The sequence below is a fragment of the Streptomyces sp. NPDC026246 genome, assembly GCF_055567995.1.
Window position 1 is genome coordinate 669715 of the sequence record NZ_JBVHPJ010000003.1, and the last position, 24306, is coordinate 694020.

The 24306-nt window shown below is 71.3% G+C and carries 22 protein-coding genes; 9 read left to right on the forward strand and 13 right to left on the reverse strand.

The window, feature by feature from the left end; all coding sequences use genetic code 11:
* Positions 1–214: 214 nt before the first annotated feature.
* From ACZ4M5_RS11255 to ACZ4M5_RS11275, 5 genes are read left to right on the forward strand one after another with little or no spacing between them, the layout of a single operon-like run.
* The gene (locus tag ACZ4M5_RS11255) at positions 215–3079 is read left to right on the forward strand and encodes a sensor histidine kinase (protein ID WP_467735313.1); all 2865 of its coding nucleotides are present in this window, start codon (positions 215–217) and stop codon (positions 3077–3079) included.
* Positions 3076–3600, forward strand: coding sequence for a roadblock/LC7 domain-containing protein (locus tag ACZ4M5_RS11260; RefSeq protein WP_467735315.1), 525 nt, complete (start codon positions 3076–3078; stop codon positions 3598–3600). Before ACZ4M5_RS11255 ends, ACZ4M5_RS11260 begins: the two co-directional genes overlap by 4 nt.
* Positions 3597–4019 carry a DUF742 domain-containing protein gene (locus tag ACZ4M5_RS11265; protein WP_467735317.1) on the forward strand — a complete coding sequence of 141 codons (423 nt, stop codon included), beginning with the start codon at positions 3597–3599 and terminating at the stop codon, positions 4017–4019. Before ACZ4M5_RS11260 ends, ACZ4M5_RS11265 begins: the two co-directional genes overlap by 4 nt.
* Positions 4000–4647, forward strand: coding sequence for a GTP-binding protein (locus ACZ4M5_RS11270; RefSeq protein WP_467735319.1), 648 nt, complete (start codon positions 4000–4002; stop codon positions 4645–4647). The genes ACZ4M5_RS11265 and ACZ4M5_RS11270 overlap by 20 nt, the downstream gene beginning before the upstream one ends.
* Before the next feature lie 13 nt (positions 4648–4660).
* Positions 4661–5923 carry a styrene monooxygenase/indole monooxygenase family protein gene (locus tag ACZ4M5_RS11275; protein ID WP_467735321.1) on the forward strand — a complete coding sequence of 421 codons (1263 nt, stop codon included), beginning with the start codon at positions 4661–4663 and terminating at the stop codon, positions 5921–5923.
* Here ACZ4M5_RS11275 and ACZ4M5_RS11280 read toward each other — a convergent pair.
* The 9 genes from ACZ4M5_RS11280 to ACZ4M5_RS11320 form a co-directional block, all read right to left on the reverse strand.
* The gene (locus ACZ4M5_RS11280; RefSeq protein WP_467735323.1) at positions 5920–7221 is read right to left on the reverse strand and encodes a C40 family peptidase; all 1302 of its coding nucleotides are present in this window, start codon (positions 7219–7221) and stop codon (positions 5920–5922) included. The genes ACZ4M5_RS11275 and ACZ4M5_RS11280 overlap by 4 nt on opposite strands.
* Positions 7222–7329: 108 nt before the next feature.
* Complete coding sequence (locus ACZ4M5_RS11285; protein ID WP_467735325.1) at positions 7330–7638, reverse strand: hypothetical protein; 309 nt, start codon at positions 7636–7638, stop codon at positions 7330–7332.
* Positions 7639–7648: 10 nt separating this feature from the next.
* Positions 7649–8302 (reverse strand): TetR/AcrR family transcriptional regulator, encoded by a 654-nt coding sequence (locus ACZ4M5_RS11290; protein WP_467735327.1) that lies wholly within the window; start codon positions 8300–8302, stop codon positions 7649–7651.
* Between the two features lie 248 nt (positions 8303–8550).
* Complete coding sequence (locus ACZ4M5_RS11295) at positions 8551–9489, reverse strand: AurF N-oxygenase family protein (RefSeq protein ID WP_467735329.1); 939 nt, start codon at positions 9487–9489, stop codon at positions 8551–8553.
* Positions 9490–9601: 112 nt separating this feature from the next.
* A complete protein-coding gene (locus tag ACZ4M5_RS11300) occupies positions 9602–11065 on the reverse strand; it encodes a penicillin-binding transpeptidase domain-containing protein (protein WP_467735331.1) in 1464 nt (487 codons plus the stop codon).
* Positions 11062–12426, reverse strand: coding sequence for an FtsW/RodA/SpoVE family cell cycle protein (locus ACZ4M5_RS11305; protein WP_467735333.1), 1365 nt, complete (start codon positions 12424–12426; stop codon positions 11062–11064). The genes ACZ4M5_RS11300 and ACZ4M5_RS11305 overlap by 4 nt, the downstream gene beginning before the upstream one ends.
* 733 nt (positions 12427–13159) lie before the next feature.
* On the reverse strand, positions 13160–14494 hold the full coding sequence (locus ACZ4M5_RS11310) for an ATP-binding protein (protein WP_467735335.1): 1335 nt from the start codon (positions 14492–14494) through the stop codon (positions 13160–13162).
* Positions 14491–15300, reverse strand: coding sequence for a hypothetical protein (locus ACZ4M5_RS11315; protein ID WP_467735337.1), 810 nt, complete (start codon positions 15298–15300; stop codon positions 14491–14493). The genes ACZ4M5_RS11310 and ACZ4M5_RS11315 overlap by 4 nt, the downstream gene beginning before the upstream one ends.
* A 240-nt stretch (positions 15301–15540) precedes the next feature.
* Positions 15541–16059, reverse strand: coding sequence for a protein-tyrosine phosphatase family protein (locus ACZ4M5_RS11320; RefSeq protein ID WP_467735339.1), 519 nt, complete (start codon positions 16057–16059; stop codon positions 15541–15543).
* Between the two features lie 158 nt (positions 16060–16217).
* On the opposite strand from ACZ4M5_RS11320, the gene ACZ4M5_RS11325 reads away from it, so the two are divergent.
* Positions 16218–17021, forward strand: a complete 804-nt coding sequence (locus ACZ4M5_RS11325; RefSeq protein WP_467735341.1) for a nuclease-related domain-containing protein — start codon at positions 16218–16220, stop codon at positions 17019–17021.
* A gap of 79 nt (positions 17022–17100) precedes the next feature.
* On the opposite strand, the gene ligD is transcribed toward ACZ4M5_RS11325, so the two are convergent.
* Positions 17101–17988, reverse strand: a complete 888-nt coding sequence (ligD, locus tag ACZ4M5_RS11330) for a non-homologous end-joining DNA ligase (protein WP_467735343.1) — start codon at positions 17986–17988, stop codon at positions 17101–17103.
* A gap of 63 nt (positions 17989–18051) precedes the next feature.
* On the opposite strand from ligD, the gene ku reads away from it, so the two are divergent.
* A complete protein-coding gene (ku, locus tag ACZ4M5_RS11335) occupies positions 18052–19077 on the forward strand; it encodes a non-homologous end joining protein Ku (RefSeq protein ID WP_467735345.1) in 1026 nt (341 codons plus the stop codon).
* A gap of 108 nt (positions 19078–19185) precedes the next feature.
* On the forward strand, positions 19186–20076 hold the full coding sequence (locus tag ACZ4M5_RS11340) for an MBL fold metallo-hydrolase (RefSeq protein WP_467735347.1): 891 nt from the start codon (positions 19186–19188) through the stop codon (positions 20074–20076).
* Positions 20077–20169: 93 nt separating this feature from the next.
* On the opposite strand, the gene ACZ4M5_RS11345 is transcribed toward ACZ4M5_RS11340, so the two are convergent.
* The gene (locus ACZ4M5_RS11345; RefSeq protein WP_467735349.1) at positions 20170–20643 is read right to left on the reverse strand and encodes an Asp23/Gls24 family envelope stress response protein; all 474 of its coding nucleotides are present in this window, start codon (positions 20641–20643) and stop codon (positions 20170–20172) included.
* Between the two features lie 128 nt (positions 20644–20771).
* Here ACZ4M5_RS11345 and ACZ4M5_RS11350 point away from each other — a divergent pair, with 128 nt between their 5' ends.
* On the forward strand, positions 20772–21167 hold the full coding sequence (locus ACZ4M5_RS11350) for a hypothetical protein (RefSeq protein ID WP_467735351.1): 396 nt from the start codon (positions 20772–20774) through the stop codon (positions 21165–21167).
* 567 nt (positions 21168–21734) lie between these two features.
* On the opposite strand, the gene ACZ4M5_RS11355 is transcribed toward ACZ4M5_RS11350, so the two are convergent.
* Positions 21735–22838, reverse strand: a complete 1104-nt coding sequence (locus ACZ4M5_RS11355) for a hypothetical protein (RefSeq protein ID WP_467735353.1) — start codon at positions 22836–22838, stop codon at positions 21735–21737.
* A gap of 90 nt (positions 22839–22928) precedes the next feature.
* Positions 22929–23981, reverse strand: coding sequence for a DNA cytosine methyltransferase (locus ACZ4M5_RS11360; protein ID WP_467735355.1), 1053 nt, complete (start codon positions 23979–23981; stop codon positions 22929–22931).
* Positions 23982–24306 lie beyond the last annotated feature (325 nt).

Here is a 24306-nt window from a genome sequence, read left to right on the forward strand (position 1 = left end):
GTCCAACCGGCTTGCCGCGCGGGGCGACTGCACAGGCCGGTGGAACTTGCCCCTCAACTCCCCTCCGATGTTCACTCCTTCGGGTGGCGGGTCAGGTGATGCGCGTGCGTGGCACACCGGCGCTGGGAGGGTCGGGAAGTGTACCGGGAGTACGCGCCAGTTGACGGAGCGTCACCCGGACCCAAGGGTTCACGAGTCAGGAATGCGAGCACCGGTGCAGAAGACGCGGCCTCGTCGCACAGGCAAGCAGACGGCCCCCCAGCGAAGCGCTGAGCCGACGCCCCCCACCGGCAAGGGCCGCCCCACCCATGTACGCAACCGGCTGATCGTCTCGGTGGCCGTGGTCGCCGCGGCCATCGCCGGTGCCGGCACGCCGGCCGTCCTCGCCGCTTCCGGGCAACTCCACGACTCGCAGCAGCTGGTGACGCTCGCCGAGCAGACGCGGGACGCCCTCGTCCTCGCCCACTCCCTGGCCGACGAACGCGACGACGTCACCGCCTACATCGCGGCAGGCCGCCCCGAGTCCAAGGCACCCTCCGAGCAGCGCAGCGCCCGAGTGGACCGGCAGGTCGAGGAGTTGCGCGCCGACTCGGACACGCCGGCGGTCCTGAAAGCCGGGCTCGACGGCATAGCGGCCGTACGACGGGCCGCGCTCACCGGCAAGAGCAGCGCGCTGGAGACCCACCAGGCGTACTCCACCGCCATCACCGAACTGCACCGGCTCGCCGAGGACCTGGCCCAGCGCACGCCGCCGCGCGCCGGCTCCGGCGCGTACGCCCTGGCCGAACTCGACTCCGCCGTGCAGCAGGCCGCGGCGGCCCGCGGGCTGCTGCTCGCCGCGCTCAGCGTGCCGCGCAGCACCGGCACGGTCATCGACCCCGTCACCGGGCTGCCGACCCGGACCTCCACCTCCTCGGACGCCGACACCCGGCAGCGCGGGCTGCTGAGCGCCGCCGCCCAGCAGGCCCGGCTGCGCTCCGACGCGGCCCTGGCCGACTTCCGGGCCACCGCGCCCAAGGCCGCCCGCGCCTCCTTCGACAGCACCGTCACCGGCACCGAGGTCAACTCCGCCGAGAAGTACCTCGCGGCCCTGACCGACCAGCCGGCCCTGTCGAGCCGTGAACTGGGCACCAGCACCACGAAGCTGGACACGGCCCTGTCCGCCCGGGTCGACCTGATGCGCGGCGTGGAGTCGGCCCTCTACGACCGGCGCGCCAAGGACCTCGAGGCGCTGCGCGACGAGGACGTCACCGCGCTGGAGATCCGCGTCGCGGTCCTCGGCGCCCTGATGCTGCTCGCCGTGGGCGTCGCCACGGGCATGGCCCGCAGCCTCACCCGGCCGCTGGCCGTCCTGCGCCTGGGCTCCAAGCGCCTCGCCGAGGCCGAGGACCCGGCGGCGGAGGAGCCGGTCAAGTTCACCGGCCGTAACGACGAGTTCGCCCAGGTCGTCCGCTCCGTCAACGCCCTGCACGCGCACGCCGCCGCCCTCACCGAGCGCATCACCACGCTGGAGGCCGACCGCAAGCACCTCGTGGGACAGCGGCAGAAGATGGCCGACGCCCGCGAGCAACTGCGCGGCGAACTCGCCGAGTCCGCCGCCCAGCTGGAACGGCTGCGCACCGCCATCGGCGGCACGTTCGTCAACCTCGCACTGCGCACCCTGGGCCTGGTCGAGCGGCAACTGGGCGTCATCGAGAACCTGGAGGAGCGCGAGCAGGACCCGGACCGCCTGGCCACGCTGTTCAAGCTCGACCACTTCGCGACTGTCATGCGCCGCCACAGCGAGAACCTCCTGGTCCTCGCCGGCACCGAGCACGTCCAGCACACGGCCGGGCCGGTACCGCTCGTGGACGTCGTGCGCGCCGCGGTCAGCGAGATCGAGCGCTACGAGCGGGTCCGCATCGCCGCCCTGCCGCCGCACGCCCACATCGCCGGGTTCGCCGCCGACGACCTCTCCCACCTGCTGGCCGAACTCCTGGAGAACGCCACCTCGTTCTCCCCGCCCGACCTGCCCGTGGAGATCTCCGGCTGGCTCCTGGAGAACGGCGAGGTCATGCTCTCCGTCCAGGACGAGGGCATCGGCATGACCGAGGACCGCATGGAGCGGCTCAACACCCGGCTGTCCGACTTCGACCCCGAGGCGCCCTACGACCAGGAGGGCGAGGACGGCCTCGGCCTCGGGCTGTACGTCGTGGCCCGCCTCGCCCACCGCCACGGCGTGCGCGTGCAGTTGCGCGAGCAGAAGCAGGGCGGTGTCGCGGCGGTCGTCGTCCTGCCGCGCACCCTGCTGGCGGCGGCCACGCCCGGGGCCGTCCCGGCCTCCGGGCCCGTCTCCGGCGCCGCCCACTCCTTCTCCCTGCCCGGTGCCGACGCCGAGGCCAACTCCAACGTCCTGCACGGCCGCGCGGAGAGCGGTGACCCGCTGGTGGCCCTGGCGGAGAAGGCCGTGCGCCGCACGGAGGCCGGCGAGCGCGGCACCGCCGCGGAGCACCCCGAACCGGCCGGGACCACCGGAGCGGACCGCACGGCGGACCCCGCCGGCGCCGAACGGGCGCGGATCCCGGCACAGATCCCGGCACAGAGCCCGGCGGAGACCCCGTCCGAGAGCCCGTCCGAGACCACGATGGAGCTGCTGGCCCCCCTGCCGCAGGACGAGCCGGACGACGTGCAGCACGCATCCGCTGCCGGCGCCGGAGGGGACGCCCCGCACGGGCCGGCCGCGCACGACCACGAAGGCCGCACGGGGGGTGCGGCCGGGAACGAACCCGCCGGGGGCGACACCGCGGCGGAGGCCGACGCCGAACACGAGCGCGTCACCGACAAGGGCCTCCCCAAGCGCACGCCCAAGATCACCGCACCGGCCACCGCGCCACGCCAGCGCAGCGGCTCCGTCGACGCCGAGGCCCTGCGCCGACGCCTCGGCGGCTTCCGCCAGGGCGCCCAGGCCGGCCATCGGGACGTCAGTGCGGAGATCGCCGAGCAGACGGCCTCGCACAAGAGGCCGACCGCCACCGGCACCTCTGGACCAGCTGAATCCGAAGAAGCCACGGGGGGCACAGTCGAGGAGGCAAGCAGTTGACCGCTCCCAGTACCTTCGGACTGATCGGACTGAGCAGCGAGGCGCGAAACCTGCACTGGCTGCTGACCAACCTCGTCGAGGAGGTCCCCGGCATCCTGTCGGTCGCGGTCGTCTCGTCCGACGGACTGCTCCTGCTGTCCTCGGACGCGGACCGCAACAAGGAGGCCCGGGAAGCCCTGCAGACCCGAGGGACCCGGCAGACCGGCCCGCGCGGATCCGCCGCCGACCTGGCGACCATCGTCTCCGGCATCGGCAGCCTCACGGTCGGGGCCGCCAAGCTGATGGATTTCGGCGGGGTCAAGCACACCATGATCGCCATGGAGGAGGGCAGCCTGTTCGTCATGTCGATCAGCGACGGCTCGCTGCTCGGCGTGCACGGCTCCGCCGACTGCGACATGAGCGTGGTGGCCTACCACATGGCGCTGTTCGTGGGCCGGGCCGGTCACGTCCTGACGCCCGAACTGCGCAGCGAGCTGCGCGCCTCCCTGGAGGAGACGCAGACGGCGGAGGACGCCCGATGAGCAGTACGCCCAAACAGCAGCTCCCCGTGCGTGGCGGGGACCGCAAACCCGCCCGGGTGCGCCCGTACTCGCTCACCGGCGGCCGCACCCGCTTCGGTCACGTCCTGCTCGTGGAGACGTTCGTGGCGAGCACGGCCGCCCTCGAAGCGGCCGAGGAGCGCAGGGAACTGACCAACGGCCACCTCTCCAGCCGCGTGATGCCGGAGCTGAGGGCCATCGTCGAACTGTGCCGCCGGATGCGTACGGTGGCCGAGATCGCCGCGCTGCTGAAGATGCCACTCGGCGTGGTCCGCGTGCTCCTCAGCGACCTCGCGGACCAGGGAAAGATCCGTGTGTACGGCACGGGGACCGGCCATGGCACGGGCCGCCCCGACCGCGCTCTGCTGGAAAGGGTGCTGAGTGGACTCCGTCGTCTCTGACGCCGCTCACGGCGTCACCGGTTCCTCTCCGTTCGCGCAGCCCGACGAGGGCATGCACGCCTGGGAGACGGACCGCACCCGGGCCCCGATCGCCACGAAGATCGTGGTGGCGGGCGGCTTCGGCGTGGGCAAGACCACGCTCGTCACCTCCGTCTCGGAGATCACGCCCCTGCAGACCGAGGCGCTGATGACCGAGGCGAGCGAGGCCACCGACGACCTCACCGCCACGCCGGGCAAGACCACCACCACCGTCGCCATGGACTTCGGGCGCATCACGCTCGACGACGACCTGGTGCTGTACCTGTTCGGCACACCGGGCCAGCAGCGGTTCTGGTTCATGTGGGACGACATCGTGCGCGGAGCGATCGGCGCCGTCGTCCTGGCCGACACGCGGCGGCTGAAGGACTGCTTCCCGGTCCTGGACTACTTCGAGAGCTCCGGACTGCCGTACGTGGTCGCCGTGAACCACTTCGACGGCAGCGAGCTGTTCGAGCCGGAGGACGTGCGGGAGGCCCTGACCATCCCGCGGAACATACCTGTCATGATCATGGACGCGCGTCGCCGGATCTCCGTGATCGAGACCCTCCTGGCCCTGGTGGGCCACGCGCTCGACGAAACCCCCGAGTAGGAGACAGCCCCGCATGCGGAAGATACTCGTCGTCGGAGCCGGTCAGTCCGGCCTCCAGATCGCCCTCGGCCTGCAGTCCCAGGGGTACGAGGTCACCCTGATGTCGAACCGGACGGCGGACGAGATCCGCACCGGCCGGGTCATGTCCACGCAGTGCATGTTCCACACCGCCCTGCAGCACGAGCGTGACCTCCAGCTGAACTTCTGGGAGTCCCAGGCCCCGAAGATCGAAGGACTCGGCGTCTCGGTCGCCGCCCCCGGTTCCTGGGCCGAGGGCCCCGCCGCCCGGGCCATCGACTGGCTGGGCCGGCTGGACGGGTTCGCGCAGTCCGTCGACCAGCGCGTGAAGATGGCCGGCTGGATGGAGACCTTCGCCCAGCGCGGCGGACAGCTCGTCATCCACGGCGCGGCCGTCGGCGACCTCGACTACTTCTCCCGCACCTACGACCTGGTGCTGGTCGCGGCCGGCAAGGGCGAACTGGTGCAGATGTTCGGCCGCGACGCGGAGCGCTCCCCGTACAGCGAGCCGCAGCGCGCCCTCGCCGTCGCCTACGTCCACGGCCTCGGGCCGCGCCCCGAGCACCCCGGCACCGAAGCGGTCCGCTGCAACCTCGTGCCGGGCGTCGGCGAGCTGTTCGTGATGCCCACCCTGACCACCTCCGGCCGCGCCGACATCCTCTTCTGGGAGGGCATACCCGGCGGTCCGCTCGACGTCTTCGCCGGCGTCAAGGACCCCGCGGAGCACCTCTCCCTGACCCTGGAACTCATGGAGCGGTACGTCCCCTGGGAGTACGCCCGGGCCACCAAGGTCGAACTGACCGACGCCGGCGGCACGCTGGCCGGACGCTACGCCCCGACCGTCCGCAACCCGATCGGCCGCCTCCCCGGCGGCGGACTCGTGCTGGGCGTGGCGGACGTCGTCGTCGCGAACGACCCGATCACCGGCCAGGGTTCCAACTCGGCCTCCAAGTGCGCCGCCGCCTACCTCGCCTCGATCGTCGAGCACGGCGACAGGCCGTTCGACGAGGAGTGGATGCGGGCGACCTTCGCCCGCTACTGGAATACCGCGCAGCACGTCACCAAGTGGACCAACGCGATGCTCGCGCCGCCGCCGGAGCACATCCTGAACCTCATCGGCGCCGCCGGTGAGATCCAGCCCGTGGCCGACCGCTTCGCCAACGGCTTCAACGACCCGTCCGACTTCGAGAACTTCTTCTACGACCCGGACAAGACCCAGGCGTACCTGGTCGAGGCGTCGGGCGCGGGCGCCGCCTAGGCCCCGTCCGCCTCATAGCCCTCGTCCGACCCGTCCTCGGCGCCCTCGGGGAGCTCCGGCGGCTCGTAGCGCCGCAGGGGCTTCCCCGCCGGGTCCGGACGGACGGCGCCCAGGACGGGGTTGGCGGCGATCGGTGACACCTTCACCTGGGCGCCGGGGCGGGGTGCGTGGACGACCATGCCGTCGCCCAGGTACACCGCCACGTGCGTGGCCTCCGGGAAGTACACCACCAGGTCACCGGGGCGCAGCCGGTTCAGCGGGACGTGCTTCAGCCGCTTCCACTGCTCCTGGCTGGTCCGGGGCACGACCTTCCCGGCCGCGGCCCAGGCGCGCGAGGTCAGCCCCGAGCAGTCGAACGACCTCGGGCCCTCCGCGCCCCACTCGTAGGGCTTGCCCAACTGCCGCACGGCGTAGCGGACGGCCCGGGCGCCCGCGGCGGTCGGGCGCCGCACGCCGTCCCGGCCGCCGGCCTTGCGGCCGTCGCGGTTCTTGCCGTCGGCCTTGTCATTGCTTCCGCCCTCGCCGTCGCTTTGGCCCTCGCTTTCGCCCTCGCTCTGGCCCTCGCCCTCGCTTACGCCGTCGTCGTCGGGGGCCGCGTCGCCGCTGCCGGACGGCTCGCCCTCACCGGTCCCGCCTAGGGCTTCGGAGGCCAGGAACTTCTTCTGCGCCTTCGTGATGCCGTCCGCCTCCAGCTCGGCCAGGGCCGTGAGCTGGTCCCGGCTGAGCGAGGTGAGCATCTCCTCCACCTCCGCGAGGCGCTCGCGGACCTCGTCCCTGGCCTTCCTGCGCCGCTCGGTGAGGACCAGCTGCCGGTCCAGCGCCGTGCGGGACGTGCGGGCCAGCGCACGGGCCGTGCGTTCGGCGCCGGTCAGGCGCCCGACCGTGCCGGCGCGCTCCCGCGCCAGCCGGCCGATCACCTGGCCCTGCTCGATCGCGTGCTGCGGGTCGCGGGCCAGGAGCAGGCGTACGTAGGGGGAGAGGTCGGTGCTGCTCTGGTACTGCTGGCGGGCCAGCCGGCCGGCCGCGCTCCGGCTGTCGTACAGGGAGAGCCGCGCGCGGACGAGGGCGCGCTCCAGCCGGGCCGTCTCGGCGCGCTGCGCCTTCAGCTTCTCGTCGGTGGCGTTGTACGCCTCGGTCGCCTTCTCTGTCTCCCGGTACAGCTTCTGAAGATCCGTCAGCAGCTCGGCCACGGAGACGTCCCCGGCCGGCTTCGGGGCCGCGGTGGCGGGGACGGGCGCGAGGGCCGTCGTCGCCGCCGTCGCCGCGACACAGACCAGACGCACGAGCCGTGCTGACATGCCATCACCTCCGGTGCGGGGGCGGCCCTTCGGCCACCGGACACTCGTGAGGATCAGGTGCGCGCGCGGGAAGCGCGCGGCGGGTGTGCGCGGTTCGGCGCAACGGGGTCACCCGTCGGCGTCGTCCGGCTTGCCGGGCGGCGTGGCGTCTGGCCTGTGCGGCTTCGACCACGGCCAGTTCAGCCGGCGGGGCGGCACGCCCTCCGGGGCGTACGCGTACTTCCAGCGGTTGCTCAGCCCGACCTTGCCCGGGCCCCGGGGGACACGGCGGTAGACCAGGACCGTGGGCGGGCCGCCCGCGGGGTCCGGGACGGGGATGCGGTACGTCTTGGGCGGGTGGCCGGTGATGCCGAGGAGGACGGGCAGGACCCTGCCGTCCATCGGGCCGCCCTCGAAGGGGGTCTCTTCGCTCTTCACGGGATCAGTGTCAGACATCCTCGGCGAGGGCCCGGACCAGGGCGTCGGTCTGCGGGTCGCGCCGGGCGGTCACCGTCAGCACCGCCACGAACTGCTCGACCAGCCAGTCGCGCAGCTCCCCGGCGGGAGGCTGCTTGCCCTCGTCGAGCCACATCAGCGACGACGCCTCCACCGCGGTGATCCACATGCGGACCGTCATGCGCAGGCTCGGGCCGGGCCGGGTGGCGCCCAGGTGGCTGAGGATGTGCTCGGCGGCGGCGCGGCGCACGCCGTCGACGATGGACGAGGTGCGCGAGGTCTCCACGACGCTGCCGCCCTGGAGGAGGGCGCTGAAGCCGGTGTCGTGCTCGTCGACGAAGGTGAGGTAGCGGTCCAGGGCCCGGGACAGACGGGCGAGCAGGGGACCCTCGCGGGGTTCGTCGAAGCAGTCCTGGAGCTCGTCGGCGGCGGAGCGCAGCGCGGCCTCGTACAGCTGCTGCTTGCCGCCGGGGAAGTAGCGGTACACCAGCGGCCGCGACACCCCGGCCGCCTCGGCCACGTCGTCCAGCGAGACCTCCACGGGAGCGCGGTGCGCGAAGAGGCCCAGCGCGGACGAGAGCAGCTGGGTGCGCCGCTCCTCGACGCTGAGCCGCCGGTAGGCGGGACTGGAGGCGGCTGGTGTCATGCCCAGCAGCGTAATCGGGGCGGCGCCGGCTGCGAAGCGCGGCTTCGGTGGGGGTACGTGGCGCCTGACCGTGGGTGGCGGGTCGGGGCCGCGCCGGGGGGTGTCCGTCCTCGGAAACGGCGCGATGGGGTGTCGGACCGACTCGCTGTTCGTTGACGCGCCAACCGGCTGCGGGCGGACACCCCCCGACACGGCCCCTTGCGTACGACGGCGGGCGCGTGCCCTTGCCTTGGCGGGCGCAGTGGTGATCAGGCCAGCAGGCCGGAGGACTTCCACAGGCGGCGGCCTACGCCGCGCAGCACACCGATGTCGTCGAGGAAGTCCGTCAGGCGCCTGGAGCCGGTCTGCATGACCTCGCGGCGGTGGCCGCTCGCGCGCACCTGGGCGAGCGCCTCCCGCTTGTCGAGGCCCACGTTCGTGTAGACGTCGGGGTTCACGAAGGCCACCGAGAAGACCCGGGCGAACTCGCCGGAGGTGATGCGGGTGAACTCCTGGGACCACTTGGGGGCCGTCACCATCTGGCGGCGGAGCTCCTCGCGGGCGTAGCGGACGTGGCGGGCCTCCTCCACGACGTGGATGCGGGTGACGCCTCGGACCAGGGTCTGGACGCGCTCGTCGGGGAACGTCAGACGCTGCATCCAGTCGAGGACCTCTTCGCCGAGGAGGGTGGCCGTGAAGGAGCCGGGGGTGGTGGAGATGGTCTTGAACAGCCGGCCCAGCTGCTGGTGCGCACGGCTGACCGGGTACCAGGGCGTGTCGCCGCGGGAGATCAGGCGGGCGAACATCTTGGAGTGGCGGCACTCGTCCTCGATCTCGGTGAGGGCGTAGCGGACGTGCGCGCTCGTCGCCGCCTTGTCGTAGATGTGCCGGACCAGCAGCTGCATCAGGATGATCTCGAACCAGATGCCCAGGGAGGCCAGGGCCGCCGCCTCGTGCTGGGAGAGGAGGATGCGCTGCTCCTCGCCCATGCGCTTCCAGAGCGGGGTGTCGTAGAGCGAGACCAGCTCCGGGGGCCAGAACCACTTGCCCTCCTCGAAGGGCGCGTCCCAGTCCAGTTCCTTGTCGGGGTCGAAGGAGTGCTTGGCGGAGGAGTCGAGGAGCCGCTGGGCCACCTGCTCCCGGTCCTTCAGCAGGCCGAGAGCGTCGCGCAGGCCGTCGAGCGCGTCGGCTTCCGTCAGGGTCGTCATGGCTGCCACCTCGTTGTGCACACGTCAGCGTCACCCTTATGAGACTGCCTGTCAGCAAGCACGTCAATCCCCCGTGCGCGACTTGTCGGCCCGGGCCGGCGGGGCGCACCGCTCAGCGGGGGGACGTGAGCACCGCCTCCATCACCGCCCGGGCGATCGGGGCCGCGTCGCCGCCCCCGCTGATCTCCCGGCGTTCCGCCTCCGCGTCCTCCACGACCACCGCCACCGCCACCCGCGGCTCCACGTCCGCCTCGCCCTGCGCCCAGGAGATGAACCAGGCGTACGGCATGCCGGAGTTGCGGCGGCCGTGCTGGGCCGTGCCGGTCTTGCCACCCACCTCCGCGCCGCGGATCGCGGCCCGGCGGCCGGTGCCCTTGTCCACCACCTCCCGCATCAGCGCCCGCAGCCGCATCGCGGTCGAGGGGTACATCGCCTGACGGGCCGCCCGCGAACCGGCGGTCGCGAGCGTGCCGCCGCCCGGCCGGGTCGTACGCTCCACCAGGTACGGCTCGCGCACCTGCCCCCCGTTGGCGACCGCCGCCGCGACCATCGCCATCTGCAGCGGCGTGGCGCGGGTGTTGTACTGGCCGATCGACGACAGTCCGAGCTGGGCCCGGTCCAGCGCGGTGTCGAAGGTGGAGCGGGCCACCGGGAACGGGACGCGCAGCGCAGGGTCGTTGAAGCCGAAGTCCTGCGCCGTGGCCGTCATGTCCGCCACCCCCACCTCCACGCCGAGCTTGGCGAACACCGTGTTGCAGGACAGCGTGAACGCCTTGCGCAGGGACGCGTCCCGGCAGCCCTTGGCGGCGTTCGTCAGCCGGGTCCGTGTGCCGGGGAGGGTGTACGGGTCGGGGGAGTCGGTCGGCGCGTCCAGGTCCCGCACCACACCCGCGTCCAGCGCGGCGGCCGCGGTGACGACCTTGAACGTGGACCCGGGCGGATACGTCTGCCGCACCGCCCGGTTGAGCATCGGACGGTCCTCGTCCGCGTTCAGCCGCTTCCAGGCCCGGGTCGCGCGGGGCCCGTTGCCGGACAGCGGCTGGGGATCGTAGGACGGGGCCGACACCAGGGCCAGGATCCGGCCGGTGGCGGGTTCCACCGCCGCGACGGCCCCCTTCAGCCCGGTGAGTCCCTTGAACGCCGCCCGCTGCGCTCCCGGATGGAGGGTCGTGACGACGTCCCCGCCGGTGGGGCGCGCCCGCGTGAACTCGTCCCACAGGGGGAACGGCGCGAGCATCGGGTCCGAGCCGGACAGGACGCCGTCCTGGGCGTCCTCCAGCAGCGTCGTCCCGTACAACTGGGAGGCGAAGCCGGTGACCGGCGCGTACAACGGCCCGTCCGTGTAGGTCCGTTCGAAACGGAGGTGCTCGCGTGTGTCGCGCGATCCGGTGACGGGCCTGCCGCCGACCAGGATGTCCCCGCGCGGCTGCTCGTAACGGGCGATGTCGGGGCGGCGGTTGGCCGGACTGCGGTCGTACTCCGGGGCCCGCACCAACTGGACCCGGGCGGCGTTCAGCAGCAGGGCCGCCAGCAGCAGCGCGCAGAAGAGGCGGGCGTGCCTGATGTACCGGGTCACCGGGTCTCCTGCCCTTCCTGCTGGCGCCGGGCCGAGTCGCTGACCCGGACCAGCAGCGCCACGATCGCCCAGTTGGTCACCACCGACGAGCCGCCCTGCGCCAGGAACGGCATCGCCATGCCGGTCAGCGGGATCAGACCGGTCACGCCGCCCGCGATCACGAACACCTGCAGCGCCACGAGCGAGGCGAGACCGACCGCGAGCAGCCGCCCGAAGGGCTCGCGCAGGGCGAGGCCCGCCCGGAAGCCGCGCTCCACGAGCAGGCCGTACAGCAGGAAGATCGCGGACAGGCCGGCCAGGCCCAGCTCCTCGCCGGCCGTGGCCAGGATGAAGTCCGACTTGACCGCGAACCCGATGAGGACGGAGTGACCGAGGCCCAGGCCGGTGCCGAGCAGCCCGCCCTCCGCGAAGGCGAACAGGGACTGGGCGAGCTGGTTCGCCCCCTCGCCCGCCTCGACGGAGGCGAAGGGGTGCAGCCACGTCTCGATCCTGCTGTGCACGTGCGGCTCCAGCCGGCCCACCGCGACCGCGCCCAGCCCCGCCAGCAGCAGCCCCAGGGCGATCCAGCCGGTACGGCCGGTGGCGACGTAGAGGAGGACCACGAACAGGCCGAAGAACAGCAGGGAGGTCCCGAGGTCCCGTTCCAGGACCAGCACGCCGACGCTCACCAGCCAGACGGCGACGATCGGCCCGAGGACCCGCCCGGTGGGGAACTGCAGCCTCCACAGGCGGCGGCCCGTGTACGCCAGGGCGTTGCGGTTCGCCGCCAGGTACGCCGCGAAGAACACCGCCAGCAGCACCTTCGCGAACTCGCCCGGCTGGATGGAGAACCCGGCGACCCGGATCCAGATGCGGGCCCCGTTCACCGCCGGGAACAGGATCGGCAGGGTGAGCAGCACCAGCGCGGCCGCGACGCAGACGTACGTGTAGCGCTGGAGGACGCGGTGGTCGCGCAGGATCAGCACGACCAGGGTGAACAGCGCCACGCCCAGCGTCGACCACACCAGCTGGGCCGGCGCCGCCCGGTCGTCCGGGGTCTCCAGGTCGAGCCGGTAGATCAGCACCAGGCCGAGCCCGTTGAGCAGCACGCCGATCGGCAGCAGCAGGGGATCGGCGTACGGGGCCCGCAGGCGTACGGCCAGATGGGCCACCAGGGCCAGCACGCCCAGCCCGGCGCCGTAACCGGCCGCGCCGGGCGGCAGGGCGCCGTGCCGGGCGAGGCCCACGGCGCAGTAGCCGTAGACCGACAGCAGGACGGCCAGGACGATGAGGGAGAGTTCGACGCCCCGGCGCCGGGGAGGGCGGCGGGCGGCGACCGCGGGAGGGTCCGCCGTCGCCACGGTGATTCCGGCCTTGCTCATGTCCGGAACCTACCCAAACAGTGCGTCTTGTGAGTCTTTGGCTGATGGGGTGTCAGGACGGATGTGGCGTGGGGCCGTCCCGGGGTGGCCGGGTCGATCCGCCCGCCGTACGCGGCGGGCGTGACGCCGGCAGCGGGGGGCGTGGTGAGCGAGAGGTGGGGGCGCAGGGGCATGGGGGAGGGATACCTCCATGCGGGGGCGGAGGTGGCGGAGCCGACTGAGCGCCACCCTAGGGGCGTCCCGCGCGGACCGCCCCTCACGCTGCGCCAGGAGAGGGCCCCTGGCGGGCATCGCGCCGGGCTGTCATCTCCGGCTGGGCCTTCGTGGCGGGCGCGGCGTCAGGTTGTCACCCGGGCCGGAGATTGCCTGTAGCAGGAGCAGGCAGAACCCGCCGCCGTTCCCCGGCCGATGCCGTCCCGGCAGGAATGACCCCCTGGCAGGCCCCGCCCGCCGCCCCCCGGCCGAAGCCGGCCCCCGGCAGGCAGAACCCGCCGCCGTTCCCCGGCCGAAGCCGTCCCGGCAGGAGTAGCACTTGGCAGGCGCCGTCCGCCGCCCGAGGCCGAGCCTGCCCCCGGCAGGCAGAACCGGCCGCCGTTTCCCGGCCGATGCCGTTCCGGCAGGAGTAGCCCCTGGCAGGCGCCGCCCGCCGCCCCGCGGCCGAAGCCGGCCCCCGGCAAGCAGAACCCGCTGCCGTTCCGCGGCCGAAGCCGGCCCGGCAGGAACCCCGCCGCCGTCACTCCGTCGGCAGCCGCAGGGTCGCCACGGCACCGCCGTCCGGCGCGTTGGCGAACTCCAGACGCGCGCCGAGCACCTCGGCCTGTCCGGCCGCGATGGTCAGCCCCAGGCCGTGCCCCCGCGTCCCGCCCTCGGTGCGGAAGCGCTGCGGGCCGTGCGCCACCAGGTACTCGGGGAAGCCCCCGCCGTGATCGCGCACGGTCACCACCGGACCGTCCACCGTCAGGACCACCGGCCCGGCTCCGTGCTGGTGCGCGTTGGCGACGAGGTTGCCCAGCACCCGCTCCAGCCGACGCCGGTCCGTCTCCACGCACACGTCCCGTACGACGCTGACCTCCGTGCCGTTGCCCACCACCCGCACCACCCGTTCGGCCAGCGGCCCCAACTGCTCGGCGTCCAGTTCCAGCCGCTCCCGGCCGGTGTCCAGCCGGGAGATCTCCAGCAGGTCCTCGGTGAGGGTGCGCAGCGCCGCCACCCGGTCGCGGACCAGTTCCGTCGGCCGACCGGGCGGCAGCAGTTCGGCCGCCGCGTGCAGCCCGGTCAGCGGGGTGCGCAACTCGTGCGCGACATCGGCCGTGAACCGCTGCTCGGCGAGCAGTTTGCCCTGCAGCGAGGAGGCCATGGAGTCCAGCGCGGCGGCGACCGCGGCCACCTCGTCCTGCGGACGCGGCGGGCCCTCGGCCCGTGCCCGGTCCCGGTCCCGGTCCCGCGGGTGCGTACGGGGGTCGTGCACGCGGGCGTCCAGGTCACCCGCGCTGATCCGCCGGGCCACCTGTGCCGTGGTGTGCAGCCGGCGCGTCACCCGCGTCACCGCGAACGCGCCGACCAGCAGCGTCGCACCGATCGCCAGCGCCGAGGACCACAGGATCGCCCGGTCCAGACCCGCGATGGTGCGGGCCTGCTGCGAGTAGTCCACCGCGACGCCCAGGGCCCGGTCCCCGTCGGCGGGCCCGGCCGCCCACATCGTCGGCCGTCCGTCCCGGTCGTCGACCATCGTGCCCCGGTCCCCGGACACCGCCAGGTCCCGCAGCTCGCGCGGCAGTCCGCGCGGATCCAGCCCCGCGTCCTGCCGCAGGGCGTCCCCGGCCTCGTACCGCCGCGTCGCGTCCGCCAGCCGCTGCAACGCCTGGTGGCGGGCCTGCCCGACGGTCTGGTTCGTCACCTGCACGTGCACCAGGACGCCGAGCAGTGCGGCCAGCGCGCAGCACATCACCGTGATGAAGGCGGCGGCCTTGACGGCGAGCGTCCCGGACCAGCGGGGGAGGAGAGACCTTCGGGGGAGGGCGGACCTCCGGGGGAGGGCGGGTCTCCGGGGCAGCGCGGGTTCTCTCATCCGGTGCTCGCGGCGGACGGACCGGAGGGCGCCCCGGAGGCCGAGGGGGAGGAGGTGGGGGAGGGAGACGCCCGGTGCGGGGGCTTGCGCGCACCGGTGCGCAGCATCTCGTCGTGCGTGAGGAGCATGGCCCCCTGGTCCCGGTCCCAGGTCCACTGGAGCCGGTACTCGTAGCCGGCCACCTCGGAGGGCGAGCGGATCACCAGGGACCGCCCGGCCAGCTCGACGCCGCTCAGCGCGTCCTCCCAGGCCATCACCCGCTCGATCCGGTGCCCGACCACGGTGTAGACGCGGACGGCCGTGGTCTTGCCGGGCAGGAGCCGGAAGCCCAGCACGAGGTCGTCGCGCCCGTCCCCGGTCAGGTCCCGGTAGTAGGGGCCGAGGACCGGGCAGTCGCCGTGCCCGGCACCGTCCGCGCAGTCCGCCATCCGGGCCCTCGTGCCGCGGTAGGGGGCCTTGGCGCCGTCGTAGTCACCGGGGTGCGCGGCGATCTCGGCCCGGACGATGTCGACCGGGTCCACCCTGCGGAGGTCGTCCCCGGGGACCTTCACGCCCTTGACGACCTCGGTGTCGACCTCGCCGATCTCGAAGGCCGGGCTGGACGCCGGTGTCATCCCCGGCCACAGCCGGACCGGACCGGCCGCCGTCGGAGTCGCCCCCGCGCCCTCGAGACCACCGGCGTCCCCGCAGCCCACGGCCCCGGCCAGCAGCAGCACGGCGACGGCCGCGGCACGCACGGGGCGGGCGGGCCGGCACGCGAGAGGGCCGAGGCGGCTGCGGCTGCCGGGGCGGAGGCTGGGGGGCACTGCACTCCTGCGGTTGGTGGGTGATCACGCGGCTCGGGCGCGACCGCCGGCCGCCTACACCTTATTCGCGGGGACGTCCCATTTGCGCGCCAGGGCGGCCGTACGCCGTGGGCACGGCAGCACACCGTACGCCGCGCCGCCACGGGCACCCCGCACCCCCGCACGCGCACACCGCACGCGGTACGCCGTACGCCGAGGGGCGGCGCGCAGGCCCCCCCCGTCCCGGCCGGGCGCGCCGCCCTACTCCGCGCCCTGCTGCTCGGTGAGGTCCTCCAGCAGCCGGGCCGTGGCCAGACCGGCCCGCAGGTAGTCGACGAACAGGTCGTTGTGCAGCGCCCAGGGCGAGCGGCGGTCCCGGATCAGCCGGATCGCCGCCTCGGCCGAACTGCCCCGGCGCATCAGCACGTGCGCCACCACCAGCCCCGAGCGGTTGTAGCCGTGGAAGCAGCGGACCAGGACCCTGCGGCCGTCGTCCAGCGCCTCGCACGCGGCCTCGGCCAGCCGCATCACCCCGGCCAGCTGGGTGCCGTCCAGCGGCCCGTCGGGGATCGGCCAGACCTGATGCCGTACGCCGGGATCGGGGCCGTGGCCGGGCAGCCGCAGCAGCGTCTGCACCAGGTCGAACTCGTCCCGTACGACGGCGAGCTCCCGGTGGCCCGAGCCGCCGGTGTACTCGTGACCGCCCATCCACAGCTGGGGGACCACCTCGCTCCACGCGTTCTGCGGAGCCGGAACATCGGGTTTTCCGCGGGTACGCACCGACGCCTCCCACCTCACCGCCCGGGGGCCCGCACCGCTGACCAGGCGCGGCGTCCTTCCCGCGCCCCGTCGCCGGGCGGGCCCAACTCCTTCCCAAGGTAACCGGGTTCTTGCCCCCGCAGCACCCCGCCTGTTCCCATGGTCGGGGGTGATGGTGCATGCGAGGACTGCGCGTCATACCGACCTTTAGGCACGGCCGGCAGCTGCTGTACGTCTGCCTCCCGGACGGCGGCAACGTCGCCTGGTACGACCGTGAGGCCGCCCGGGTCAGCCTGCTCGCCGAGGACCGCGAGGACGAGGTCCTGCGCGTTCTCCGGCCCTTCCTCACCGGCCCCGTGACGGTCGGCCCGCCCCCGGTGCCGACACCTGCCGAACTCGCCCGCCTCGCCCTCCACCCGGACGACGACCTCGCCCCCAACCGCCCCGGTGAGGCCCTCGTCGTCGCCCTGGACCGGGACCCCGGGCCGCCCCACCGGCTGCGGCCCGATCCCCGCCGCCGCGCCCTGGCCGCCGAGCAGACGGTGGGCGACGCCCTGGACGCCCTCGACGGCGCGGGCTGGCACGCCCTGCACTCCGTCCCGCTGCCGGGCGGCGACCGCGTCCACCACCTGCTGATCGGCCCCGGCGGTCTGTACGCCGTGCACACGCTGTACGCCCGCAAGCAGCGCGTCCGCGTCTCCGACCCGCTCGTGGCGCTGGGCCGCCGCGACCCCGAACCCCTGCTCCGCCGCGTCCGCTCCGACGCCGCCCGCGCCTCCTACGCCCTGACCGCGGAGGTCCGCCCGGTCCTCGCCCTGGTGAGCCCGGCCGCCGTGTCGGTCCCGGTTGTGCCGCGCGGGGTGCGGGTCCTGACGGACGGCGACCTGCCGGACCTGTCCCGCCAGGGCGGCGTCCTCAAACCGGCCGACGTGGAGGCCCTGCACGCCATGGCCCGCGACAGGAACACCTGGGCACGGGTGTGACGGCACGGCGCGCCGACCCCGTCGACGGCGGCAACGCCCACGGCGGCGTCCAAGATCACGGCTACGGCTATGGCTATGGCTATGGCTGCGGCAACGACCCGGCCCGCTCCGGGTCCAGCAGTGGCGCGAGGAGGTCCCCGAAGTCCTGCACCCGGGGCGGTACGTCCCCGGCCCGGAGGTCCAGCCGCCCGGGAGCCCGGCACTCCTCGACCTCCTCCCAGGTCACCGGCGCCGAGACGGTCGGCTCGGGGCGGGCCCGCAGGGTGTAGGGCGTCGCGGTCGTCTTCCGGGCGGCGTTCTGGCTCCAGTCGACGAACACCTTCCCGGGCCGCAGACTGCGCGTCATCCGGTGCAGGGCCAGGCGCGGCATGGCCTTCTCCGCCTCCACGGCGAGGGCCTTGGCGTACTCCGAGACCTGCTCGGAGGACGCCCCGCGCACCGCTGTGAGCAGGTGCAGCCCCTTCGAGCCGGACGTCTTGGCGTACGTCTCGAAGCCGTCCCGGGCGAGCCGCTCGCGCAGCCACAGCGCGACCTCGCAGCACTGCACGATGGTCGCCGGCGCCCCCGGGTCGAGATCGAAGACGATCCGGTCGGCCTCGTCCGCCGAGCCGACGAGCCACTGGTGCGTGTGGAACTCGGTCACGAGGTTGGCCGCCCACATCAGGCTCGGCAGGTCCTGCACCAGGACCATCCGTGAGGGCCCCTCGACCCGGGGCACCTCGGCGGTGGTGACCCACTCGGGCGTACCCGGCGGCACGTTCTTCGCGAAGAACCGCTGCCCGTCCGGCCCGTCCGGATACCGCAGGAAGGACACCGCCCGGTCGTGCAGGTGGGGCAGCAGGACCTCGGCGACGGTGGCGTAGTAGTGCAGCACCTCGCCCTTGGTGAAACCGGTGGCGGGATACAGCACCTTCTCCAGGTTGCTCAGCGCGAGCCGTCGGCCCTCCACCACTGTCATAGGCGCCATACGATAAGAATCCCACGCAAACCATGACAAACACTGCCGAGCGTGACCGGAAGGGTGCTGCACGTGAGATCCATCTGGAACGGCGCCATCTCCTTCGGCCTGGTCAGCATTCCGATCAAGCTGGTGAACGCCACCGAGAACCACTCGATCTCGTTCCGCCAGATCCACAGCGAGGACGGCGGCCGCATCCGTTACCGCAAGTTCTGCGAACTGGAGGACCGCGAGGTCACCCAGGGGGAGATCGGCAAGGGGTACGAGGACGCGGACGGCACGATCATCCCGATCACCGACGAGGACCTCTCCAGCCTCCCGCTGCCGACGGCCAAGACGATCGACATCGTCGCCTTCGTCCCGGCCGACCGGATCGACCCGCTCCAGATGGACGCCGCGTACTACCTCCAGGCCGGCGGAGCCCCGGCGGCCAAGCCGTACACCCTGCTGCGCGAGGCCCTCAAGCGCAGCAACCGGGTGGCGATCGCCAAGTACGCCCTGCGCGGCCGGGAACGCCTCGGCATGCTGCGGGTCGTCGGCGACGCCATCGCCATGCACGGCCTGCTCTGGCCGGACGAGGTGCGCGCCCCCGAGGGCGTCGCCCCCGAGACCGACGTCACCGTCCGTGACCAGGAACTGGACCTCGCCGACGCGCTCATGGACACCCTGGGCGAGGTCGACCTGGAGGACCTGCACGACGAGTACCGCGAGGCCGTGGAGGAGGTCATCGCCGCGAAGGTCGCCGGCGAGGCCCCGCCGCAGGCCCCGGAGCCGGCCACCGGGGGCAAGGTCCTGGACCTGATGGCGGCCCTGGAGAACAGCGTCCGCGCCGCCCGCGAGTCCCGCGGCGAGGAGGCCGGCGACCACGCCGAGGTCAAGCCGCTCCCGGCCCGCAAGACGTCCCGCGCGGCGCCCAAGCAGACCGGCGGCAAGAAGTCGACCTCCACCGCGAAGAAGACGGCGGCGAAGAAGACGACAGCCTCGTCCACCAAGAAGTCCACGGCCAAGTCGACACAGAGCGCGAAGAAGACGACGGCCAAGAGCACGGCGAAGAAGACCCCGGCGAAGAAGTCGACCCCACGCAAGCGCTCGGCCTGAACGGCCGGGGCAGGGGTACCCCGCCCGGGACGGGCCGGGACGGGCCGGGTTCGCGGAGGCCGGCACGAAAGGTCCGGGCCGACGCGTCCGGGAAGACGGGAGAACGCCATGCCGCGGTCAACCCACCACCACGGCGGAACCGACGCCGGCCTGTCGGCCGGGGCCGACGCACTCGACGTCCACTTCATCGGCAACGCGACGGTGCTGCTCTCCTACGGCCCCCTCACCCTCCTCACCGATCCGAACTTCCTGCACAAGGGCCAGTACGCCTACCTGGGCTACGGCCTGCTCAGCCGCCGCGTGACCGAACCGGCCCTGGACGTGCACGAGCTCCCGCGCCTGGACGGGATCGTCCTGTCCCACCTGCACGGGGACCACTGGGACCGCCGGGCCCGCCGCCACCTGGACCGCACGGTGCCGATCCTGACGACCCCGCACGCGGCCCGCCGCCTCAAGGTCCTGCACCGCTTCGAACGCACCGCGGGACTGCGCACGTGGAAGTCGCTCACCCTGCAACGCGACGGCGTGCAGGTCACCGTCACCGCCCTCCCGGGCCGCCACGCCGGCCACGCCGCGCTGCGCCGCATGCTGCCGCCGGTGATGGGCAGCATGCTCGAGTTCGGCCCCGCCGGCGGCCCGCCCCGCCTGCGGCTCTACATCTCCGGCGACACCCTCGTTTACGACGGCCTCGACGAGATCACCCGCCACTTCCCCTCCGCCGACCTGGCGGTCCTCCACCTCGGCGGCACCCGCCTGCCAGGCGGCTTCGTCGTCACGATGGACGGCACGCAGGGCGCCGAACTCGCCCGCCGCCTGCGTCCCCGCCTGATCCTGCCGGTCCACTACGGCGACTACACGGTGATGCGCTCACCGCTGTCGGAGTTCCTGACGGAGGCGGAGAAGATCGGCCTCGGCGACAGGATCGTCCACTGCGCCCACGGGGAACGGGCCAGGATCCCGGCGGAGGCGGGGGTGGCCCCGAGCGTGCAGGAAGGCTGAGCGCGGACGACGACCGCCCCGGGTCCGCGTCGGGTTCGCGTCGGGTCCGCGTGGGTCCGCCTCGGGGGTGGTCGTCGTCGGGGGCGATGGCGATCAGGTGACCCGCCTTCCCCCTCCCTCATCCTCCTCGTCCGGCTCGTCGGGCAGATGGACGTCGTCGACGGAGATGTTCACCTCGACGACCTCCAGCCCGGTCATCCGCTCCACCGCATTGATGACGTTGGTCCGCACGTCCGCGGACGTGTCGGTGATGGCGGCGCCGTACTCCACGACGATGTCCAGGTCGACGGCGGCCTGACGCTCGCCGACCTCCACCTTCACGCCCTGCGTCACACCGCTGCCCGAGCCGGGCACGCGCTGACGCACGGCACCGAAGGCCCGGGTCATCCCGCCGCCGAGGTTGTGCACCTCGGGAATCTCCCGGGCCGCCATGCCCGCGATCTTCGCCACGACCGTGTCCGCGATCGCGGTGCTTCCGCGGGTCTCTGGGGCGCCTTTACCGCCCCGCGACGCGGAGCCTGGTCCGGACCCGGTCGCGGCATTGCTGCGCTGAGTGGTCTCCGTCATGACCGTCACCTCGATGGTGGGTGAGGGGGTACGAGCAGCGTCTTTCCTTCCACGGTAGAACAGAGGGACGAAAGGGGCGAAAGTGCAGATACCGCAGGCAGGTGCACGCGGACCAGGAGGGAGGTGCCATGACGGACCCGCGAACGGTCGTGTGGCAGGCGCGCAAGGGACCGGTCCCGCCGGACTGGCGCGTGTTCACAAAGAAGCGCGGCAAACTCTCCGGCTTCCTCCACGGAACGTCGGACGACCCGGACCCGCTCCTGGTGATCACGACGGGCGGCTCGGTGGAGTACGTGAGCGAGGCCAAGCCACTGGCGATCGTCCTCTTCGACGACCTGACGGAGGTGAAACTCCGCGTCTCCACGACGGATTCATCGTCCCTGGTCTCCACCTGGCTGGACCTGCACCACCGCAACGGCACCAAGACCCGATGGAACTCAGCCGGCTTCACCAACCACTTGGACGTCATCCAGGCCTTCATCGAGGCGTACGGCGCACACAGGGCCTTGCGGGGATACGGCTGAGCCCGTCGAGGCCGGGGAGACCCGGGGCTGCAAGTGCCCACGAAACGAACCCCGCTCACTGACCAGCCAGCCTGAGCCACCTCACCTGTGGAGCTCGGGAGAAACCCGCCAACGCCTCAAGCAGCAGCCGTACTTCCGTCCGCTCCGGGCCGCACATACGCGAAGACCCCGTCCCAGCGAAAGCGCTGATGGCGGGGTCTTTAGGCACCTGATCCAAGGTGCCCCCGGCAGGATTCGAACCTGCGCACACGGCTCCGGAGGCCATTACGGCGCACTGTGTTTGTGCAGGTCGACGGCTCTTCGCTGTGCCGTAGAACGAAACCTGTCCACATATGGTCCACGGCCAACGCTCCCCACGGCCGGTGCGGGGGAACCGGATCGATGAGTACTTTCGTGCTGGCCGGCCTGTAGCTGAGGACCGAGGGGCATCCATGATCAGAGAGCGCGGCGGCTACGAGCTTGTCTCATCAGCCGCCGCCATCCGTTCACGCGCCTCACAAAATGACTCCAACCGGGTGCCATTTATTTCCGCGCCTCGCTAGGCTGCAGGCGACTTCGCCCACTGACCTATTGATGCTCTTCTTGTGTACTCCTGGACAATTCGATTCCAGCTTCTCGACAGAATTCCCTGAAGCGGGCTATCAGGCGAGGATTCTGTTGGATGACGGCGATGAAGTATAGAAATTCCTGAACTGCCAGTCGCTGTTTAGGGATATCCCAGAACTCTACATTGCTCGACATTCTTTCACGGTCAAGAGCAAGGATGTGGTGTTCCGAAAGCCAATTTTGAGCTTCAGCTGTGAAACTCTGAGCCAAGGCAACTGCTGTGCAGTTGGGCCACCGCTGCAGTAGTTTGACGAACTGATCGAATTGGTCTAGGTTTTCCTCGACTATTGGCATATCTTTGACTTCAACACTGAGTTCCAGTGTGTCGCCGACCCAGCCGTCTACATCCCCTGTAGCTCCAACGCGAGCAGAGCCAGAACCTACCTTGTATACGCGCAAAGTGACGTTCGGACTATCTGCGCGATAATAAGCGAAGGCCAGGCCTTGTAGGACACTCCCTGCCGGTTCGCCACGCTGTGTATTGGGGAACTCGCGAATCACCATCTCGAAAGGACGGACCTGCCGGGCCGCCCCAAGCTGGTTTGAGGGGGTTTCCAGCCGAACAACTTCCTCCCACAGAATATCTGCGAGGGCCAATCTTTCTCCGGGGGTCATCTCGCAAATAAGCTCGAACTCGCGTTTGTGCTGCGTCCATGATTGGGTGGCGTGTGGGGCCGAGTTCGGATAGCCGTACCGGAGGAGATCATGGCGAATGACACGTTCGACTTTATTATAATAGGGTCTTAGGGATACTGCACTGTCGTTACGGCCGAGTGTCAGGGTGTTGAGACGCCGCTTACCGGAAAATTCGTGCGGCGGGTGAATGGAGAAAACATTCGGCAATGACTCAACGCCGTCGTGTCTCAGTAGCTCCTCTGCCACGCCGATGTAGGCCAGGAGCACTCCCAGCAGGAAGCCCCGCTCGTGGTACTGCTGGCGAAGCCGAATTACCGCGCTCACACGCTCGCTTTGGCCTGATGGGCGCTCTCGACGAGTGAAGTCTTCCGGCCATTCCAGAGCCGGCACGTAGTCAGCAAGCTGCGGCTGCTCCCCAAGATCAGTCATGGCGTCATGCTAGAAGCACCGACCGGTGTTGTCTCTACAATCACGCGGATGTCCCGCTGCTTCACTCCCCGCCAGAGCGCGCCCAAGGAATCACGCCCAGCGTGTCGTATCGAGCAATGCAGTGCCCAAGGCTTGTGCGAGCAGGGGGGGGACGGCGTTGGCGACCTGCAGGCGCTGACTAGTTGACGGTCCGGTGAAGATGAAAGTGTCCGGAAATGACTGCAGACGTGCCCCTTCGCGTGTTGTGAGGCCTCTGTTCTGGAATGGGTGAATGCATCGCGTTCCGCTCGGTTTGCCCATATTTTGGGTCACAGCCACTGCAGGGAGCCATGAAGCCAGGCGGCTGTAGGAGTTATGGAAGCCGGACTTGGGCTGCAAGTGATCCGGGATAGATGTACGATTTCCACCATCCGGAATATGGGAGATGGCCTCAACTAGGTGGGGAGGATGCTTAGAGGCGGTATGCCCCTGGAGCTCCGTACTTCCGTTTCGAATCTGCTCCTGATAGGGACTCTCGGCTGCTTTGGTGTAAATGGTCGCAGTTTCTCCAGGGGCGAGTTCCGGTAGATCACCGATGGCCGCCTTAACAGAGACGTACTCATCTGCAGAAAACTTTGGGTCTAGGCCCTTGAATTCTGCGTCTTGGTGGCCGATGAAGAGAACGCGCCGGCGAAGTTGCGGCACGCCGTGGTCCGCGGCGCTCGCCACCTGAAAGTGGACGCTGTACCCGATCTCTTTGAACGTTTGAGACACTTCAAACTGAAAACTCATGTCCTTTAGGCCGAGGACGTTTTCAATGACGAAGCCATCCGGCTTCAGGTACTTTACGATTTTGTGAAAGTTTTCGAATAGGCGATTCCTTTCATCATCCCGGTTTCGCTTTCCGATTGTGCTGTAGCCCTGGCAAGGGGGCCCACCGACGATCCAGTTGGGGCGCGCTGGCAGCGCCTTAGTCAAATGATCTGGAGTGAGGTCCGCCACATCGCCGCACTCGACGAGATGGCCGGTAAGGTTACTTTTGTACGTATTTACGGCATCTGGCCACACGTCCTGGGCGTACAGAGGGGTGAGCCCAGCCCGGGTGAGCCCAAGGGAAAGGCCCCCTGCGCCAGCAAACAGATCCATGAACGTCTGATCAGACATGGCTCACAGAGTAGACGAGGGGGCCGACAATGGTGCTCGGTGCGTCAGGTTGCTGAAGGGGCTGCTGATGCACCTTGGTGGCGGAGGTGCTGCCAGTGCTGCGCGGCCAGATGTAGTCAGCCAGAGGTCTGCGCCATCGGTGCGACTGGGCCGGCCGTCGAGCGCTATGGCTCGCCGCATCTCAGTGGTGCACACTCGTGGCGCAGAGAGCTGCTTGACGCGCACGCGGTGGCGTTGGCGAACCGACACGTGGTCGCTCCGCGGAGTCGAGGTCTGATTGCGCGTTATGCTAGGTGTGTCGGAGCGCGATGCCGCTGGCTGTGGC